The sequence below is a fragment of the Mucilaginibacter endophyticus genome (assembly GCF_003351025.1).
Lineage (GTDB): Bacteria > Bacteroidota > Bacteroidia > Sphingobacteriales > Sphingobacteriaceae > Mucilaginibacter > Mucilaginibacter endophyticus.
In genome coordinates, this window is record NZ_QPCG01000005.1 from 170950 (window position 1) to 188424 (window position 17475).

At 42.3% G+C, this 17475-nt stretch carries 19 protein-coding genes; 12 read left to right on the forward strand and 7 right to left on the reverse strand.

Annotated features, from left to right (window positions below; genetic code table 11):
• The gene (locus tag DUL71_RS20775) at window positions 1–963 is read left to right on the forward strand and encodes an AAA family ATPase (protein ID WP_114939890.1); all 963 of its coding nucleotides are present in this window, start codon (window positions 1–3) and stop codon (window positions 961–963) included.
• Between the two features lie 318 nt (window positions 964–1281).
• On the opposite strand, the gene DUL71_RS20780 is transcribed toward DUL71_RS20775, so the two are convergent.
• Window positions 1282–2145 carry a Cif family virulence factor gene (locus DUL71_RS20780; RefSeq protein WP_114939891.1) on the reverse strand — a complete coding sequence of 288 codons (864 nt, stop codon included), beginning with the start codon at window positions 2143–2145 and terminating at the stop codon, window positions 1282–1284.
• Window positions 2146–2421: 276 nt separating this feature from the next.
• Between DUL71_RS20780 and DUL71_RS20785 the strand changes: the two genes are divergently transcribed.
• Window positions 2422–3096 carry a hypothetical protein gene (locus DUL71_RS20785; RefSeq protein WP_114939892.1) on the forward strand — a complete coding sequence of 225 codons (675 nt, stop codon included), beginning with the start codon at window positions 2422–2424 and terminating at the stop codon, window positions 3094–3096.
• 17 nt (window positions 3097–3113) lie between these two features.
• Here DUL71_RS20785 and cysS read toward each other — a convergent pair whose 3' ends face one another.
• From cysS to mutL, 5 genes are all read right to left on the reverse strand, one after another.
• Entirely contained in the window at window positions 3114–4580 is a 1467-nt protein-coding gene (gene cysS, locus DUL71_RS20790; protein ID WP_112570706.1) for a cysteine--tRNA ligase, read from the reverse strand.
• An 86-nt stretch (window positions 4581–4666) separates the two neighbouring features.
• On the reverse strand, window positions 4667–5776 hold the full coding sequence (locus DUL71_RS20795) for an endonuclease/exonuclease/phosphatase family protein (RefSeq protein WP_114939893.1): 1110 nt from the start codon (window positions 5774–5776) through the stop codon (window positions 4667–4669).
• Window positions 5777–6649 carry a rhomboid family protein gene (locus DUL71_RS20800; protein WP_114939894.1) on the reverse strand — a complete coding sequence of 291 codons (873 nt, stop codon included), beginning with the start codon at window positions 6647–6649 and terminating at the stop codon, window positions 5777–5779. It lies immediately after the preceding gene.
• Window positions 6650–6682: 33 nt separating this feature from the next.
• On the reverse strand, window positions 6683–7411 hold the full coding sequence (locus DUL71_RS20805) for a rhomboid family intramembrane serine protease (protein WP_114939895.1): 729 nt from the start codon (window positions 7409–7411) through the stop codon (window positions 6683–6685).
• Between the two features lie 17 nt (window positions 7412–7428).
• Complete coding sequence (gene mutL, locus DUL71_RS20810; RefSeq protein WP_112570698.1) at window positions 7429–9288, reverse strand: DNA mismatch repair endonuclease MutL; 1860 nt, start codon at window positions 9286–9288, stop codon at window positions 7429–7431.
• A gap of 127 nt (window positions 9289–9415) precedes the next feature.
• Here mutL and DUL71_RS20815 point away from each other — a divergent pair, with 127 nt between their 5' ends.
• The 10 genes from DUL71_RS20815 to DUL71_RS20860 all read left to right on the forward strand — a co-directional run bounded on the left by DUL71_RS20815 (window position 9416) and on the right by DUL71_RS20860 (window position 16797).
• On the forward strand, window positions 9416–11047 hold the full coding sequence (locus tag DUL71_RS20815) for an amidohydrolase (RefSeq protein ID WP_114939896.1): 1632 nt from the start codon (window positions 9416–9418) through the stop codon (window positions 11045–11047).
• Window positions 11034–12851: a serine hydrolase domain-containing protein gene (locus tag DUL71_RS20820; RefSeq protein WP_114939897.1), complete on the forward strand. Its 1818-nt coding sequence runs from the start codon at window positions 11034–11036 to the stop codon at window positions 12849–12851. Before DUL71_RS20815 ends, DUL71_RS20820 begins: the two co-directional genes overlap by 14 nt.
• A 116-nt stretch (window positions 12852–12967) precedes the next feature.
• Window positions 12968–13189, forward strand: coding sequence for a DUF2683 family protein (locus DUL71_RS20825; RefSeq protein ID WP_114939898.1), 222 nt, complete (start codon window positions 12968–12970; stop codon window positions 13187–13189).
• Window positions 13177–13443, forward strand: coding sequence for a Txe/YoeB family addiction module toxin (locus DUL71_RS20830; RefSeq protein WP_114939899.1), 267 nt, complete (start codon window positions 13177–13179; stop codon window positions 13441–13443). Before DUL71_RS20825 ends, DUL71_RS20830 begins: the two co-directional genes overlap by 13 nt.
• Window positions 13444–13477: 34 nt before the next feature.
• On the forward strand, window positions 13478–13780 hold the full coding sequence (locus DUL71_RS20835; RefSeq protein ID WP_114939900.1) for a hypothetical protein: 303 nt from the start codon (window positions 13478–13480) through the stop codon (window positions 13778–13780).
• Window positions 13781–13931: 151 nt separating this feature from the next.
• Window positions 13932–14738, forward strand: a complete 807-nt coding sequence (locus DUL71_RS20840; RefSeq protein WP_114939901.1) for a helix-turn-helix transcriptional regulator — start codon at window positions 13932–13934, stop codon at window positions 14736–14738.
• Window positions 14739–14803: 65 nt separating this feature from the next.
• Window positions 14804–15184: a VOC family protein gene (locus DUL71_RS20845; protein ID WP_208645619.1), complete on the forward strand. Its 381-nt coding sequence runs from the start codon at window positions 14804–14806 to the stop codon at window positions 15182–15184.
• Window positions 15185–15246: 62 nt separating this feature from the next.
• A complete protein-coding gene (locus DUL71_RS20850; protein WP_114939902.1) occupies window positions 15247–15828 on the forward strand; it encodes a SusC/RagA family TonB-linked outer membrane protein in 582 nt (193 codons plus the stop codon).
• Between the two features lie 7 nt (window positions 15829–15835).
• On the forward strand, window positions 15836–16270 hold the full coding sequence (locus DUL71_RS20855; RefSeq protein ID WP_114939903.1) for a hypothetical protein: 435 nt from the start codon (window positions 15836–15838) through the stop codon (window positions 16268–16270).
• Between the two features lie 62 nt (window positions 16271–16332).
• Window positions 16333–16797, forward strand: a complete 465-nt coding sequence (locus DUL71_RS20860) for a hypothetical protein (RefSeq protein ID WP_114939904.1) — start codon at window positions 16333–16335, stop codon at window positions 16795–16797.
• Between the two features lie 229 nt (window positions 16798–17026).
• Here the strand turns inward: DUL71_RS20860 and DUL71_RS20870 are convergent, their stop codons facing one another.
• The gene (locus DUL71_RS20870) at window positions 17027–17449 is read right to left on the reverse strand and encodes a VOC family protein (RefSeq protein ID WP_114939906.1); all 423 of its coding nucleotides are present in this window, start codon (window positions 17447–17449) and stop codon (window positions 17027–17029) included.
• Window positions 17450–17475 lie beyond the last annotated feature (26 nt).

The window sequence follows — 17475 nt, forward strand, 5'->3', positions numbered from 1 at the left end:
ATGCAACACCGTTCTGATGTAGAAGCTGCAGACGCTTTAAAGCAGGCTTACCAGCAAATTCGCGCCGAAATAGGCAAGGTAATCGTAGGCCAGGATGAAGTGATAAAATTTGTGCTGATATCTATTTTCAGTAACGGGCATTGTTTATTGGTTGGTGTACCCGGGCTTGCAAAAACCCTGTTGGTACAAACGGTATCGCAGGTGCTTGATCTTGATTTTAAAAGGATTCAGTTTACGCCCGACCTGATGCCATCGGATATCATCGGTTCTGAAATATTAGGTGAAGACCGTAACTTTAAGTTCATTCACGGCCCGGTTTTTTCAAACATTATCCTGGCCGATGAGATAAACCGTACGCCGCCAAAAACGCAGGCTGCATTGCTTGAAGCCATGCAGGAAAAAGCTGTAACAGCGGCCGGAGTTACCCATAAACTTGCACAGCCATTTTTTGTGCTGGCCACCCAAAACCCAATTGAGCAGGAAGGTACTTACCCGCTACCCGAAGCCCAACTGGATAGGTTTATGTTTAACGTAGCCCTGAGCTATCCTTCGTTTAAAGAGGAGCTACAGGTGGTTAAAAATACTACAAGCACTAACAAAGTAGAGGTTAGCAAAATATTAAACGCCCAACAGATCATTTATTTTCAGCAACTGGTGCGCAATATCCCCGTTACTGATAATGTGATGGAATACGCGGTGAAACTGGTATCAAAAACCCGCCCCAACAGCGAGTTTGCCACGCCGCAGATCAACCGCCTGCTAAGCTGGGGCGCAGGCCCAAGGGCATCGCAGTTTTTGGTGTTAGGCGCTAAATGCCATGCTGTACTCAACGGCAAATACTCACCCGATATTGAAGATGTTCAGGCCGTAGCCAAACCTATTTTAAGCCACCGTATAGTACGCAGCTATCACGCCGAAGCTGAAGGATTATCGGCTGCTGATATTATAGAGCAGTTGTTTTAAGGTGGAGATTAGAGGTTGCTTGCGTTAAGAGACTAGAGGTTGGAGGTCAGAGATTGGTCTTGATAAAAACTTATAAGGAATAAGGCCTTGAAAATTCAATTTTCAAGGCCCTATTTATTTACCGCTTACCCGTGTCCTCACGGACAACCCGTCGTCCTTTTCGTATGATAATTCTCCGTGCATGCAATGGCCCGAGAGGACACGGGCATTGGTGGGCCATTGTAAAAGAAGAAGGCCTCACGATAAGTCGTGAGGCCTTCTTCTTTTTTATAAATCGTGTTGAAAGTCTAATCTCTGACCTCCAACCTCTAATCTCTATTATTCATTCTCAATTGGCGAGAAAATCTCAAGCAGGATGTTCCATCTTTTTGATTTGTCAATTTCCCATACCCTTACATAGTTGTAATTGCCTACAACATTGCCTTTGGTGATGCGGGCATGACCGTAAGTATAGGCAAGGTCGTTACTTGACGCGCGACCGCCATCGGTAGTTTCGGCAGTGATGCTTATGGCTTCATTGTTGATAAACTTCATTACCACATCGGTTCCGGTCATTGGCGGGAAGCCGGGGAAGTAATAGCGGCCTTCAGGGCTTAAAAACTCTTTGTAGCTGGCCATCGCCGATAGCGTTAAGCCATGGTTAAAAGTTTTATCGGTACCAATAATAACGTTTTTAGCGCCAAAAGGGTCTTTGCTTGGGCCTGAACGCTGTGCTGGATCCGGTTCTTTGAAATCGGTGACAGCTTCCTCTTCCGCTTCAGGATGCTGAATGCCTAAGTCGATAAGGAGTTTCAGCTTACCATCGGTATTGGTACGCCAGATAGATACATAATCGCCAAATACTTTATCATCTTCGGTTTTGCCGTTCTGATAAATGTAAGGGCCAGCGGTGAAAGCGAGGTCGCCGTTGGCCGAAATGCGGGCAAATTTAGGATCCCAGCTCAGCTTGCCGGCCTGTTTATCTATTTTGCTATAAAAATCAACAATTTTAACTACATCGGGCTTAAATATGATGCCTTCAGGGTCGGCAACCGCCAGGAAACCATCTTTTATTCCTTTACGTTCAACTAACTTATCAAAAGCTTGTTCAACACTAACTACCTTGTTTACATTAACAGCGTCCTGCGCAAAGGCAAAAGCACTATAACCAATAAATGTAGCAGCTAATATTATTTTCTTCATATTTATATTCGGGTTTTAGGGAGCAATTTAGTAATAAATTTTTAGTGGGGAACGCAATACTCAAAATGCGTCGGGCAGCATAACATAATTTAACACTTGTATTATTTTTATTTTATGCTGAAACGAAGATATGCGCAAATAATTGCAGAGAGCGGTTTTGATCATGTAAAATATGCGTAAATGATTAAATTTACTTAGTTATGAAATTGTACAAAAAACAGTTATCTTCATAACCAACCATATCCACTTTTGTTTAAACCAATATAAATTGCTTTCATGAAAAGGTATAAATTCTTTTGCATAGCCGTACTCCTGCTGTTATGTATTCAGGCTAAGGCGCAATACATATCTGATTACACCGGTCGCCCCTATTATCTTAAAACTAATGATGGGATAGAAGGCAGCGCTTTGCTTACAGATAACTGGTTGAAAGGTGCCGTTGACTTTGCCAATGGTAAAACAGCTAATGCGATATTAAACTACAATGTTTATGGCGACGAGTTGCTGTTTAAAAGTCCGCAGGATTCATCGGTGCAGGCTTTTGTTGATCCGGTAAAGGGCTTTTCAATAAAGGGCATCACCCTTGAAGGAAGCGACCAAACAGATATGAATTTCAGCAACGGTTTTCCGGCTGTTGACGATCAGACAGCAAAGACTTTTTACCAGGTAGTAGGAGATGGAAAAGTGAAACTGCTTCACTATTATAAAAAGAAGGTGCAGGAATCAACAGGATTTGCTTCGCAGGTAACCACCAAAACTTTCATAACTGTAACCAGCTATTACCTGTTTGCCGATAATAAGATGACCAGAATTAAGCCATCGCAAAAAACTATCCTCGCGGCATTAGGCGATAAAGCGGACAAAATACAGGAATATGTTAAAGCCAACAAAGTTGATTTTAAAAGCGATGCTGCATTAGCCAAATTGTTCAGCTATTACAGCTCGCTTTAAAATGTAACTTGTTGTTATCAGGCTTTGCTCCAAGTGGTGCCTTCTTTGCTGTCTTTTAGCTGGAAACCTATCTGTGACAGGCCATCGCGAATCTTATCTGATGTAGCGTAATCTTTATTGGCTTTAGCGCCGCTGCGCAGATCAACAATAAAGTTTAACACTTTTGGTAAATCGTCATTGGCGGCCTGCTCGTTTTGTAAGCCAAGCACATCAACCACAAACGTATTCATCAATACTGTTAACTGCTCAAGGTTAGCCGCATCAATTTTCAGTTTACCATCATATACCGAGTTGATAATGCGCGATGCTTCAAACAATTCGGCAATTAACACCGGGCTGTTAAAATCATCATTCATGGCTGCATAGCAACGCTCCATTAAGGGGGCAATTTCAACCTCAGTAGTGGCAGATGCTTTTAGTCCATCGGTAAGTAGGGCAAAGGCGTTCATAAGACGTTTAAAGCCTTTTTCGGAAGCTTCCATGGCTTCGTTGCCAAAATCAAGCGTACTGCGGTAATGTGCCTGCAGCATGAAAAACCTCACAGTCATGGGAGTGTAGCCCTTGTTTAGTATCGAGTTTTCGCCACTGAACAGTTCATGTGGTAAAAAGCTGTTGCCTAATGATTTCGACATTTTTTGCCCGTTAACCGTAAGCATATTGGTATGCACCCAGTAATTGGCCGGGTTGGTACCGCAGCATGCTACGTTTTGAGCAATCTCGTTGGTATGGTGTGTAGGAACCAGGTCAAGCCCACCGCCGTGGATATCAAAGTGGCTGCCAAGATATTTCTGGCTCATGGCCGAGCATTCCAGGTGCCAGCCCGGAAAACCAACACCCCATGGCGAAGGCCATTTCATCAGGTGCTCTGGTTTAGCTTTTATCCACAGGGCAAAATCGAGTTTACCATGCTTTTCTTCCTGCCCACCAAGTGTGCGGGTATTGTTAAGTAAATCGTCAAGGTTACGGCCGCTCAGGATTCCGTAATCTTTAGTTTTATTGTATTTTTCAACATCAAAATAAACAGTGCCATCTACCTCGTATGCATATCCTTTTTCAAGGATAACTTTTACCATTTCTATCTGCTCAATGATGTGCCCTGTTGCAGTAGGCTCAATGCTTGGTGGCAGATTGTTTAGCACCTTCATCACATCCCTGAAACCTACGGTATATTTTTGCACTATCTCCATAGGTTCAAGCTGGGCCAGCTTGGCCTTTTTTGCAATTTTGTCTTCGCCTTCATCGCCTGCATCACCTTCAAGGTGACCGGCATCGGTAACGTTACGTACATAGCGTACCTTGTAGCCAATGGCAGTAAGGTACCTGAACATGAGGTCGAAAGATATATAAGTACGGCAGTTGCCTAAGTGAACATCGCTATAAACAGTAGGCCCGCAAACATACATGCCAACATGCGGCGCGTTAATGGGCTTAAATAATTCTTTTTTACGTGTTAAAGTGTTGTAAACAAACAAATTTTGTTGCATGAGCGCAAACTTACGATTTTTTAAATTTTAAGCCACTGCCCGCTGGCTTTAGGCTTTATTTTTACAAATGAAGAGCAAAGATCTGGTCAGTTTAATATCAGGTCGCTGCGTACAGGGTAATGATCCGAAAGCTTTTTTTCGATAACCTTATAATTAAAAACCGAGAATTGAGGGCTGCTCATAATATAGTCTATCTGGTAATTTGGGAAGTCGCCATTATAGGTACGGCCTAAGCCCGATCCTTTTTCGCGAAACGAATTATTTAGGCCTTTAGCCATTTGATTAACCGCAAAGGATGAGGGGGTATCATTGAAATCGCCGGCTATGATATATGGGTACGGGCATTGGGCAGCATGTTCTTTTACTTTGATCACCTGTTCGGCACGATGCATAAAGGCTATTTTAAGTTTACTGCCCAGCCGCCGGGTTGATTTGATATCCGTTTTACCTTTTTTGGATAAGCTGTCGAGATATTTATAATCGACCGGGTCAAAGTTGATGGATTGCAGGTGGATATTGTAATACCTGAAAATTTTATCCCCCTTTTTAATATCGGCATATAAGCATTGGTTGCCCGATGTTTTATCGGCCACAAGGCGGATCATACCTTTTGAAACAATGGGGTATTTGGAAAAGATAGCCATACCAATTGCCTCAAGACTGTTGAAGTTAAAAGGCTCAAAATAAAAATTATTACTGCCCAGAATTTTGCAGATGGAATCGCGAGTTTCATACTGGCCTTTATTGCGGGTATAAAACTCCTGGAAACCTATCACGTCCGGCTGTTCGGCGTTAATGATGCTCAGGATCTCCTGTTTGGTTGATATATCGTTGCTGAAACCAAAATGCTTAAAATTATGCACATTATAGGTCATCACGTGCACCACGTTGAGCCCCGGAGGTAATGAAAAGCTCGATTTTAATCTTAAGCCAATATTGTTGTTGAGCACGCCCCATCCAAGTAAAATACTAATCAGCGAAAACATGACCTGCCAGCGTTTACGCAGCAGCCAGTAAAGCATCATAATTATGTTGACTAAAAGCAGTGGGGGATAGGCGAGGCCAAAAAACGCAAATAACCAGTATTTTCGGGGATCAACAGCGGGGGCAAAATAACTTAATAACAGTGCAAAACAGAAAAACAGGTTTATCCATAATAATACCCTGCTAAAAATACTTTGCTTTTTTTTAATCATTTAGTCCTGTTTGCTTGCGCGCGATAAAATTTCCCGTTCCTGTTTACTTAAGCTATTGTATCCCGATTGCGATATTTTATCTAAAATACGGTCGATCTCTTCCTGACGGGGATAATCAGACGCGTTTTTACCCATATTATTTGAAACTACCTTTAGCTTTGGTTTAGACTTAAATAGTTTAGCTATTCCGCCTACCCAGTCATTGCCTTTTTGCAGTTGTTTAATATACACAAATCCAATTAAAGCACCACCCAGGTGCGCGATTTCTCCGCCAGCGTTAGGCCCTATGATGCTTAGGAAATCAAATACAAGATAAAACACTACCAGCCATTTTAGCTTTACAGGTCCAATAAACATTAGGGAAATGGTGTAGTTGGGCAGCAGGGTTGCCGTAGCCACCACAATGGCCATAACACCTGCCGATGCACCTACAATTGAACTTCCCTGTGCTGCATTTAAACTTGTAAAAGCAGGCAGCAGGTTTAAAGCCGCTACATAGAATAGCGCGCCGGCCAGGCCTCCCATTAAATATAAACCTATGGTGCGTTTGTTGCCGAGGTACTCTTCAAAAATTTGCCCCATCCAGTACAGCCATAGCATATTAAACAGGATGTGGAAAATGCTAGCATGCATGAACATGTAGGTAACCGGTGTCCAGAAATGGACAAGTATATTGGGTAAATACGCCGAAAGCTTAAGGTATTTATCTGCGAATAAATATATAGAGCTATTGCCAAAACCTCTGAATAACTGCTCTAATACCGCGGGAATATTGATAGCCAGGTAAACTATAACATTAATGCCAATAAGCAGGTTAAGCCTATTGCCGGAGCGAAGCATTTTATACTGGATATTTTGCCAAAGAGTGCTCATAATAAAGCCGTATTACAAAGATAACTACTGTTATTAATAAAAATTGTTTGGTCGTTGCAGCCGCCAGATTTTCACCATTAAAAATCCAATTAACGCCCCGCCAAGGTGTGCAAAATGCGCCACCGAATCGCCCGCATATTGTTTAATACTCAAATATAACTCAATAACAATATACGTTGGAATGATGTATTTAGCTTTAATAGGAACAGGGATAAACAGGATCAGCATTTCGAGGTTAGGGAATAACATGCCAAAGCCTACGAGCAAGCCAAATATCGCTCCGGATGCGCCTACAATAGGTACAAGATATATTTCTGCCAGCTTTTGAGCATGAGGACCATATTGACTTAGTACCTGATCGCTGAGCTCGACTAACTTAAAACTCCCGGTAATTGCATGTACCTCATAGGCCTGAACAAGCATATGGCAAACCATGGCACCTATTCCGCAGATAAAATAAAAATTGAAGAATTTTTTCGACCCCATTGAATACTCCAATATCGGCCCGAAGGAAAACAACGCGAACATATTGAACAAGATATGTTCGGGATGGTCAATGCCGGCATGCATAAACATGTAGGTTACAAACGACCAGGGATGAAATTTGGGTGAATCAAAATAGTAGCCCGCCAGCCAGTCGTATAAGTCTATCCCTACCTTGCTAAGGGTAAATGTTGCGATAAAAAATATGATATTGATGATCAGTAGGTTTTTTACAACCGGTGTGATATTGGCAAAAGGAGATCTGTTATAACCGTTCATATATATTTAGCCAAGGGCTATTTTTCAAATCGTTCAATTAATTCGTTCATAGTAAAGGTACTGATTACGGGCTTACCATTCAACGCCTGGTTGGGCGATTCACAGGCAAAAAGCTGGTCGATAAGCTGGTTCATTTCCTCCAGTGATAGCCTGGTACCTGTTTTAATAGCACCGTTGCGCGCCAGGGAGCGTGCAAGGTTATCACGTTTATCTAATTTAAGGATAGCCAAATTGTTTTTAAAACCTTCAAGCAAATGTTCTAAAAGTTCAAGTTCACCAACATTGTTCAGTTCGGCAGGGATCCCCTCAACCACCACAGTATTTTTCCCAAACTCGCGGATGTCAAAACCCAAAGCCCTGATATCCGGCAAAAGTTCTTTCAATAACTCAAAATCGGCACCGTTTAGTGTTACCGACTGTGGAAATAAACTTTGCTGGCTTACACCCGAATGGTTTTGTAATTGCAACAAGAAACGCTCGTATAAAATACGCTCATGCGCCGCCTGCTGGTTAATGAGCATAAAGCCCGATTTAATTTGCGATAGGATAAATCGGTTATGGATCTGGAACAGTTGCCGCTCGCTGGGCTTACTTACATCCTGCTCATCAACAGCTATGGTTTTTTCCTCATGGATCTCATGCTGAAAAAGCGTTTCCTTTTTGCTGATCTCGTAAAGCGTATCCCAATTTTGCGGAATTGGATCTTTTTTATAACCGCCGCTGTCCCTTAAAAAAGGATGTTCCTGTTTGGGTTTCTCCTCTTTATTGGCAAAGGGGTTAAAGTTTGGGTTGAAGGAAATAGTAGGCGCGATGATCTCCTCCAATGGTTTTGGAGTGATCAGGTGCTCGATGCTGTTTTCCTGGTCAAAATCTAAACTCGGGGTAATGTTATATCTTCCTAATGATCGTTTTACTGCCGAACGGATAATGGCGTAAATAGCTTTCTCGTCCTGGTATTTGATCTCTGTTTTAGTGGGGTGCACGTTGATGTCGATCTTGGAAGGATCAATATCGATGAACAGCACATAAAAAGGAAAACAATCGTCCGGCAGCAATTCCTCAAATGCTGTTGTAACAGCGTGGTTAAGATATGAGTCGCGGATAAAGCGGTTATTTACAAAAAAGAATTGCTCGCCCCGGGTTTTACGGGCAAATTCTGGTTTGCCTACAAAACCACGAAGCTTGATAATGGTTGTATCCTCTTCAACCGGTACAAGGCGCTGGTTATAGTTATTACCAAACAGGTGTACAATACGCTGTTTAAGCGTGCTGCCCGGCAGGTGGTAAACCTCTTGGCTATCATGATGAAGCGTGAAAAATATTTGTGGGTGCGCCAGAGCCACACGCTGAAACTCGTCAATGATGTGACGCATCTCCACCGGGTTACTTTTTAAAAAGTTACGGCGTGCAGGCGTATTATAAAACAGGTTTTTGACGGAGATTGATGTGCCGGTGTTAGCTGCACAGGGTTCCTGACTAATTACCTCCGAACCTTCGATAGTTATACAACTGCCCAGTTCGTCTTCATGGCGGCGGGTTTTAAGCTCAACCTGAGCAATAGCCGCGATTGATGCCATAGCCTCGCCCCTGAAACCCATGGTACGGATGGCAAACAGGTCGTCGGCCTTGCGTATTTTTGAGGTTGCATGACGCTCAAAGCACATGCGGGCATCAGTAAGGCTCATGCCGCAGCCATTATCAATAACCTGTATCAGTGATTTACCGGCATCCTTAATAATAAGCTGGATCTTGTCTGCACCTGCATCAATAGCGTTTTCAACCAATTCTTTTACTGCAGAGGCCGGTCGCTGAACTACTTCGCCCGCGGCAATCTGGTTGGCAACGGCATCCGGTAAAAGCTGTATAATATCTGACATCTAAAAAAAATTCCCTTCAATTTCTATTTCGATGCTAAATTAAATATTTGATGGCATAACTTTATCATTGGATAGTTGTATATACTTTTGCGGTTTGTTACAATTACAATAAACATACAATTACTTTATGAAGAGACTATTGCCCGCGCTGCTATTACTGGCAGCAGCCTGCAAACAGAAGGAATACAATGCCGATATGCTGGTGAAAAACGCGGTTGTTTATACCGTTGACAGTAATTTTACAACAGCAAGCGCATTTGTAGTAAGTGGAGGAAAAATACTTGCAGTAGGCAATGCCGATTCTCTTGAACAAAAATACAACGCCCGCGAAGTGGTCGATGCCCAAGGCGCGGCGGTTTATCCCGGTTTTATTGACGCTCATGCCCATTTTTATGAGTATGGCATGGGCCTGCAGGAAGTAAACCTGGTAGGTACACACAGCTGGCCCGAAATTATCGACTCGGTAAAAAACTATGCCGAGCGCAATACTGATGGCTGGATCATTGGTAATGGCTGGGATCAAAACGATTGGACAAACAAGCATTTTCCCGATAAAGCAAAGCTGGACTCATTGTTCCCGGTGCGCCCGGTAATACTTAGTCGCGTTGATGGTCACGCAGCTATAGCTAACCAGGCAGCGCTGAATATTGCCGGTGTTAAACCCGGACAAACCATTAACGGTGGAGAGATAGAAACCAATAACGGTAAGCTTACCGGCATACTGGTTGATAACGCTGTAGGCATAGTTACCCGTAAAATTCCGGAACCTACAGCGGCTATGGTTGATACCGCACTACTTTCGGCACAAAGCAATTGTTTTGCAGTTGGCTTAACCACGGTTGATGATTGCGGCTTACCCTATACCATGGTAAACACCATTAACGAACTGCAACACAAAGGCGATCTGAAAATGCGCATGTATGTGATGCTGGCCGACAGACAGGAGAATTATGATTATCTTTTTAAGCACGGCATTATCAAAACACCTCGTTTAAATGTGAGGGCTTTTAAAGTTTATGCGGATGGCGCCCTGGGTTCGAGAGGGGCTTGCCTGTTGAAACCTTATGCCGACTCGGCCAAATGGAATGGCTTTTTGCTGAGCAATCCTAAACATTTTGAAGAAATAGCACCCAAAATAGCGGCCCATGGTTTCCAGATGTGTACCCATGCCATCGGCGATTCGGCAGTGCGCGTGATGCTTAAAATTTACGCTGCTAACCTAAAAGGTAAAAATGATTTGAGGTGGAGGATTGAACACTCTCAGATCGTATCAACGCAAGATCTTGATAAGTTTGGCCAATACAGCGTGATCCCATCGGTACAGCCCACGCACGCTACATCTGATATGTATTGGGCCGGAAAAAGATTAGGTAAAGAAAGGCTTAAAACCGCTTATGCTTATAAACAATTGCTGAAGCAAAACGGCTGGATCCCATTAGGTACCGATTTCCCGGTTGAGAACATTAACCCGCTTTATACGTTTTATGCAGCGGTTGAACGTAAAGATTTGAAGGGCTTTCCTGAAGGTGGCTTCCAACCTGAAAATGCTTTAAGCAGGATTGAAGCCCTAAAAGGTATGACCATTTGGGCTGCCAAGGCCAATTTTGAAGAAAAAGAAAAAGGCAGTATTGAACCCGGTAAGTATGCCGATTTTGTGATTTTGAATAAAGACATCATGAAAGTAAAAGGCAGCGAAATCCCGACAACCAAAGTGACAAAAACCTATATAAACGGAGTTAAAGTATATGATAAAAAATAAATGGGGCCGTGTTCCTTTAGTACTACTGGGCTTTGCATTATTTAATAACGCTTGCGCGCAAAATCCGCCATTAACAGGGCAGGCCTTCATTGCCGAAGAAAGACTGGTTGGTAACTCAACCGTACTGCTTAATAATGCATCCTATTTAATCCCCCTTCAAAAACTGGAGGATTTAAAAATAGCCAGCGTACATTTCAGCAACCAGTATACTGCAGTTTTTGACAGCCTGTTGAACAAATATAATAAGGTTGATCTGTTTGATGGCAGCGCTTATTCGGGCAATAAAACGCTGGCCAATCTGACCTCCGACCTGAAGTTTTATAATACCGTTATAGTGCAGGTAAATGACGCCGATCTGAGCAACCCGGATCTGATAGATTTTATCAGTTCTAATCAAAAAAATAAAAATGTAATTGTTGCCGCTTTTGGCAATGGTGCTGTTTTGGGCAAGCTTGATGCTGTTACCGCCCCGGTGATCTGGACGGAGCGGGTGTCGCAGGTATCGGCTATGTATAGCGCCGAGGCTATTTTTGGAGGGATAGGCGTTTCACAGAAATTAACCAAAAATTACAGCTCTGTTTATAAAACGGGCATGGGTTTTATTACCGACAAAACAAGACTTCAGTACACCGTGCCTGAAGAGGCTGGTATTAATGCCGCCAATCTGCAGGGCATTGACAATATTGCGCAGGAAGCTATCCGCGAACATGCTACTCCCGGCTGTGTTGTGTTGGTTGCCAAAGATGGCAAGGTGATATTTAACAAAGCCTACGGGTATCATACCTATGATAATGTAATCCCTGATAAGCTTACCGATATTTTTGACCTGGCCTCCATGACTAAGGTATCGGCCACTACGATGGAAGTTATGCAGCTTACCGATCAGGGTAAGTTAAGCCTGGAGAAAACCCTTGGCGATTATATTCCGCTGGCCCGTAAAAGTAATAAGAATGATATCCAGATCCGCGAAGTAATGATGCACCAGGCGGGTTTGATTCCGGATATCAAATCGTTTGAAAAGGTAAAACCTACGGATCACAGTACTGATTCATCCGCCGCTTATCCAACTAAAGTATCGGATCATTATTATTTAAGGAAAGATTATTACAAAGATGTAATGTTTCCGGATATGCTTAGTTCTCCCCTAAAAACGCGCGGGCAATATGTGTACAGCGATGTGAGCATGCTGTTTATGCAGGAGGTTGTTGAAAATATTACCGCGGTGCCAATCAACGTGTATGTGCTGCAGCATTTTTATAACCCGCTGGGCATGCAAACTGCAGGGTTTTTGCCATTGTACCGTTTTTCGCCCGATAGGATAGTACCTACTGAAAACGACAAGGAATACCGCATGTCATTGCTTGATGGTTATGTGCATGATCCAACAGCCGCGCTTTTAGGTGGAGTTGCCGGGCATGCCGGTTTATTTGGCAGCGCTAATGATGTGGCTATACTATATCAAATGGTTTTAAACCGGGGTAGTTATGGCGGTACTCAATATTTTAAGCCAGAGGTGGTTGACCTGTTTACTTCTAAGCAATCGCCGGTAAGCCGCCGTGGTTTGGGCTTTGACCGCTGGGATCCTATAGCCGATAGGCATTATCCATCAAAACTGGCATCAGATCAGGCTTATGGTCATACGGGTTTTACGGGGACGTGTATTTGGGTAGATCCGAAATATAACCTGGTTTATGTATTCCTGTCAAACCGTGTAAACCCATCGGTAGCCAGTAAACTACTAAGCCTTAACATCAGGCCGAGGATTCAGGATGTGGTGTATGAAGCGATAGGTAAAGGCTTGTAAGCGGATTTCGGAATTGGGATTTTCGATTTCGGATTTAGCCTACACCGTTTTTAAGCATTTTGTCAATATATTTTGGGTGGTTTGACAGTTAAATTAAAAACGGGTATATTTGATTTATGACAACGTTAACTATACATCCTGCAGACGCAGACCAGGAAACTGCTATCCGCATTTTTTTGGATGCTTTGCATGTTGATTATAAAGCGAGTGAAATAGAAGATGACACTTCTTATTTGCTTTCATCAGAGGCAAATGTTCAACATCTGCAAAAATCAATTGAGCAAGAACAACAAGGTAAAGTTACCAGGCTTAACCTTGACGATATATGGAAGCCATAAATTTTACTGATGAAGCTTTAGCCGATCTTGAATATTGGAAGAAAAGCGGAAATGTCATTGTTCTTAAACGGATTCGTCAATTAATTCAGGCAATACAAAATGATCCTTTCAAAGGAATTGGTAAACCCGAAGCCCTTAAATACCATCTTTCGGGTGCATGGTCAAGGCGAATTAACCAGGAGCATCGTATTGTTTACAAGGTAGAAGATCATCTTATAACGGTTTACTCGCTTAGATTTCATTATACGAAATAATCCCCTGAATTTTAGGCCTGATTATCCCAATAAAATGCCGCTGGATTTGTACGATATAAACGATATTCATTTAAATAATAAATTGTTTGAAATTGAATATGCCGACTTTGAAATCGTAGAATCAGTTTTCTCAAGTTTTAAGAAAACAACAGGAATAACAATTGATCCTTATGGTACTACGCGAATTTATGCAGGCCATATCAAATTGATCATATCGCTCACTAAGGAATATTTGTCAAATCTAAAGGAAGATAAACAAAGAGTTCAGGAAAGACTAAACGACTTGATCGCTCGTCTTGAAAGTGTTAAAGATGGTTTTATAATTGTAGGCGACTAAAGCTAAGTTAACCTGCAATTATAATACTTTTCTGGCGCAAGTATGAAGGGCAGGAAGCATGTGAGGGCTACTTGTGCCTTTTAATCTCTAAAAATAAAGTCTTAACTTTATCTAAATCCGAAATCGAACATCCGCAATCCCAAATCAAACGATGCGCTATTTCACCATTCAACCACCGGCCGAGCTCAAACCTTATGTAAGATTTTACTGGGTGCTTGAACATGAGCTGGGCGCTGATGAGCCGTCATATATTTATCGCTCCGTAGCTGATGGTTGTACCGAAATGGTGTTTCATTATCGCTCCATGTTTGATGAGCTGGGGAATAAAAACGGCGAAAATGCAGGTCCGTCGGGTATTCAGTTTCAAACCACACAATACCGGCGTTTTATTACAACGGAAAGCTTTGGCATCTTCGGCGCATATATTTATCCTTTCGCTGTGCCCTGTTTCTTTAACATTCCAAGCAGTGAAACCAGTAACCTTGCTTTTGATTTTGATACTTTTTTAAACCAGCCCGGCCGGGAACTGGAGGAACGGATTGTGCTGGCTGCCGATAACTATAAGCGTGCAGAAATTCTATCCGAATTTTTAATAACCCGGTTACGTCAAAATGTGTTAAAAGATGATCTCATGGCTACTGCGATCAGGGATGTAATTCACAATAAACAATACAGGACAGTTACCCAATTGGCAGACGCTTATAATCTATCGGCAAGGCAATTTGATCGTAAATTTAAGGAGCACGCGGGCTTTAGCCCTAAAACCTATATGCGATTGGTACGCCTGCAGGATGCGTTGAAACAATACAATGATAATAAAACACTAACCCAGATAGCTATGGAATGCGGGTATTATGACCAGTCGCATTTTATTCATGATGTAAAAGAGTTTACGGGCTATCATCCTAGCTTTTATTTTTCGGGGAAAGCCGAGGGGACGGAGTATCGGAATGCATAATGTCCGGTTTTTACAATTTTTAGAATTGTGGAGGGCCTAATTTTGAATAAAAATACCAACAAGCTATGGCAACAATAAACATTTCCGAAAATTACCAGGCAGTAATGCCTTACCTCATCGTTAAAAACGCCGCCCAATTTATAGCCTTTACCCAAAAGGTTTTCGGCGCTACAGAACAGTTTAAAACTATGCGCGATGAGCATACCATTATGCACGCCGAGGTGAACATTAATGGCACGACCATCATGTTTGCCGATGCTACCGAAACCTATCATCAGCAAAATGCCGGCATGTTTGTATACGTTGAAAGCTGCGATGAAACTTACCAAAAAGCACTCGACAATGGTGCTGAAAGTATTATACCCCCAGCCGATCAGTCATACGGTAGAAGCGCTGGTGTAAAAGATTCGTTTGGGAATACCTGGTGGATCACTAATCCGTTGTGATTTTTTCAAGATAATTTATGGAAATTGCATAACGCCTGCATCTTATCCATAAATTATCGACCATGAAAAAACTTATTACCGTATTAATTACTGCTTTCAGTATCTCAATTGCGATGGCGCAATCTGATAGTGTGCATGCTGTTAAAAGGCCTCTTGTAACTAATGCTACTGATTCATTATATCGCCATTTACCTAACGCAAAGGAAAAACAGCCATTAGTTATAGTCAATTCAAATATCATTAGCGGTCTTAGCTATATAAATCCCAATGACATTACTTCATTAACAGTTTTGAAGAGCAAAGATGTCCCGGCGGCAAATTTGGCTAATCTGAGCAGGTTTGGCGTTATCTTAATAACGCTTAAAAAGGAGGCGAAAATTGAAACGAATACTTTCAATGATATAAAGAAGAGGTTTAATATAGATGGTAAAGTTCGGTTTGCCCTTGATGGCTATTTTGTTGACGATGAAAGCTTGCTCATTTCCAGGCAGGATATCAACGAAATAAACTTAACCTGGAAAAAGGATAAAAGCGGTGATGCTGATGTTACAATCAATATATGGATGCTGGCACCTGACGCCCGTAAAGGAATTGTTTATAAGCCGAACCCCAATGATAAACCGGGGACTATTCATATAAGATAGATCCGGTATGAAATTAATTATATTTTCATTGGTATTGGTTTTCGCCGGATCGATAAAACAATACCACGAGGAACAGCTCCATATTTATGGCGGTAAAAATCACGATCAATATTTGGGTTGCTTAACCTGTGGTGATGACCAGTTGAAATCTATTTGGTGCACATTTGGCGACTATGGCTCAAGGCACATGCCCAAGGCTATTTGGAATGAGCTTGGGAAATATGGCAGCGTCAGCAGTCAATATTCTCCTTTTAATGAAAATGCTAAATATCCGCCTATTATTTTAGATGATCATAAAAGGTTCCGTGGGTATTTAACTGTAAACAAAAATAATCAGCAACGCTGCAAAAATTATGTCGCGGGGCAAATTTGTGCGAGCAGTGATCAGATCAGGGGTGATATAAAAGCCTGGTATGATTGGTTCGTGGTCAGATACTATTAGGCATCAAATTAATTTTATTTCATTTAAAATCTTTTCCTTTGCGGGTCGTCATACTATAATATATGTACGCCTTTATTTTAGCACTGCACTCTCTTATTCGCTGGTTTGTTTTGGCCAGCCTGCTTTTTGCCCTGTATCGCGCTTATGCCGGATGGCTGGGTAATAAAGTTTATTCCAAATTAGATAATCGCGCCCGAATCATCGCGGCAACAGTAGCACACATCCAACTGGTTGTGGGACTTTGGCTATATTTTATAAGCCCGGTAGTAAGTTATTTTTTGAGCCATTTTAAAGAAGGTGTACAAAATCGCCAGATCAGGTTTTTCGGCATGGAGCACATCACCATGATGCTTATTGGTATTACGCTGATCACCATTGCATCAGCCAAAGCAAAACGAAAAACAACTGATCCGGAGAAATTTAAAACTCTGGCTATCTGGCTTACTATTGCCCTACTGGTAATACTAAGTTCAATCCCGTGGTCGTTTTCGCCACTAATCAGCCGCCCATTGTTCAGGCCGTTTTAAACTTTTGTCATGCTTAGGAGCGAAGCAGCTTCTTCATTCTGTATAGATGCTTTGTTTGTTAGGGAAGATGGTTTGATTAAAAAACGGGTGTCATGCTGAGCCTGTCGAAGCATGGTGGGCAGGGCCTCTGCGCGCGAGTCTTCGACAAGCTCAGACTGGTAGGCCTGGCCACTGGAGTTAATTAGCATGACAAGGCTTAAATCCGAAATCGAACGTCCGAGTTCCGAAATCACAAAATCTGGTTAAACTCCAACCGCTCACCATCCGGCCCGGTGATGTTAAAATATTTACAGCCGTTTTTCCAGAATTGCAGAAATACCGGCTCGGGTTCAAGGATATTTAGGCCGGCCTGTTTGATGGTTTTAAAGGTAAGGTCGATATCATCTACATCAAAAGCTACGTGGTCCACATGCCCGTTTGATCGCGTGCGGATCCCAGCTAATGAAGCTTCGGGAAGTTGATACAATTCCATGATCATGTTGCCGCGCTGCATCATGATGCAGGTACCTGTGCCGCCATTGTCGGTAAATGGGGCCTGCATTACATTGTTGAAGCCCAGTCTGCTGTAAAATTGCTGTGATACTTCAATGTTGGTTACCGGTATACCTATATGTTGTATGCCGTTAATTGCTAAATTTATAACGTTTGCCATGTTGATAATCAGCTATTTGTTTGAGC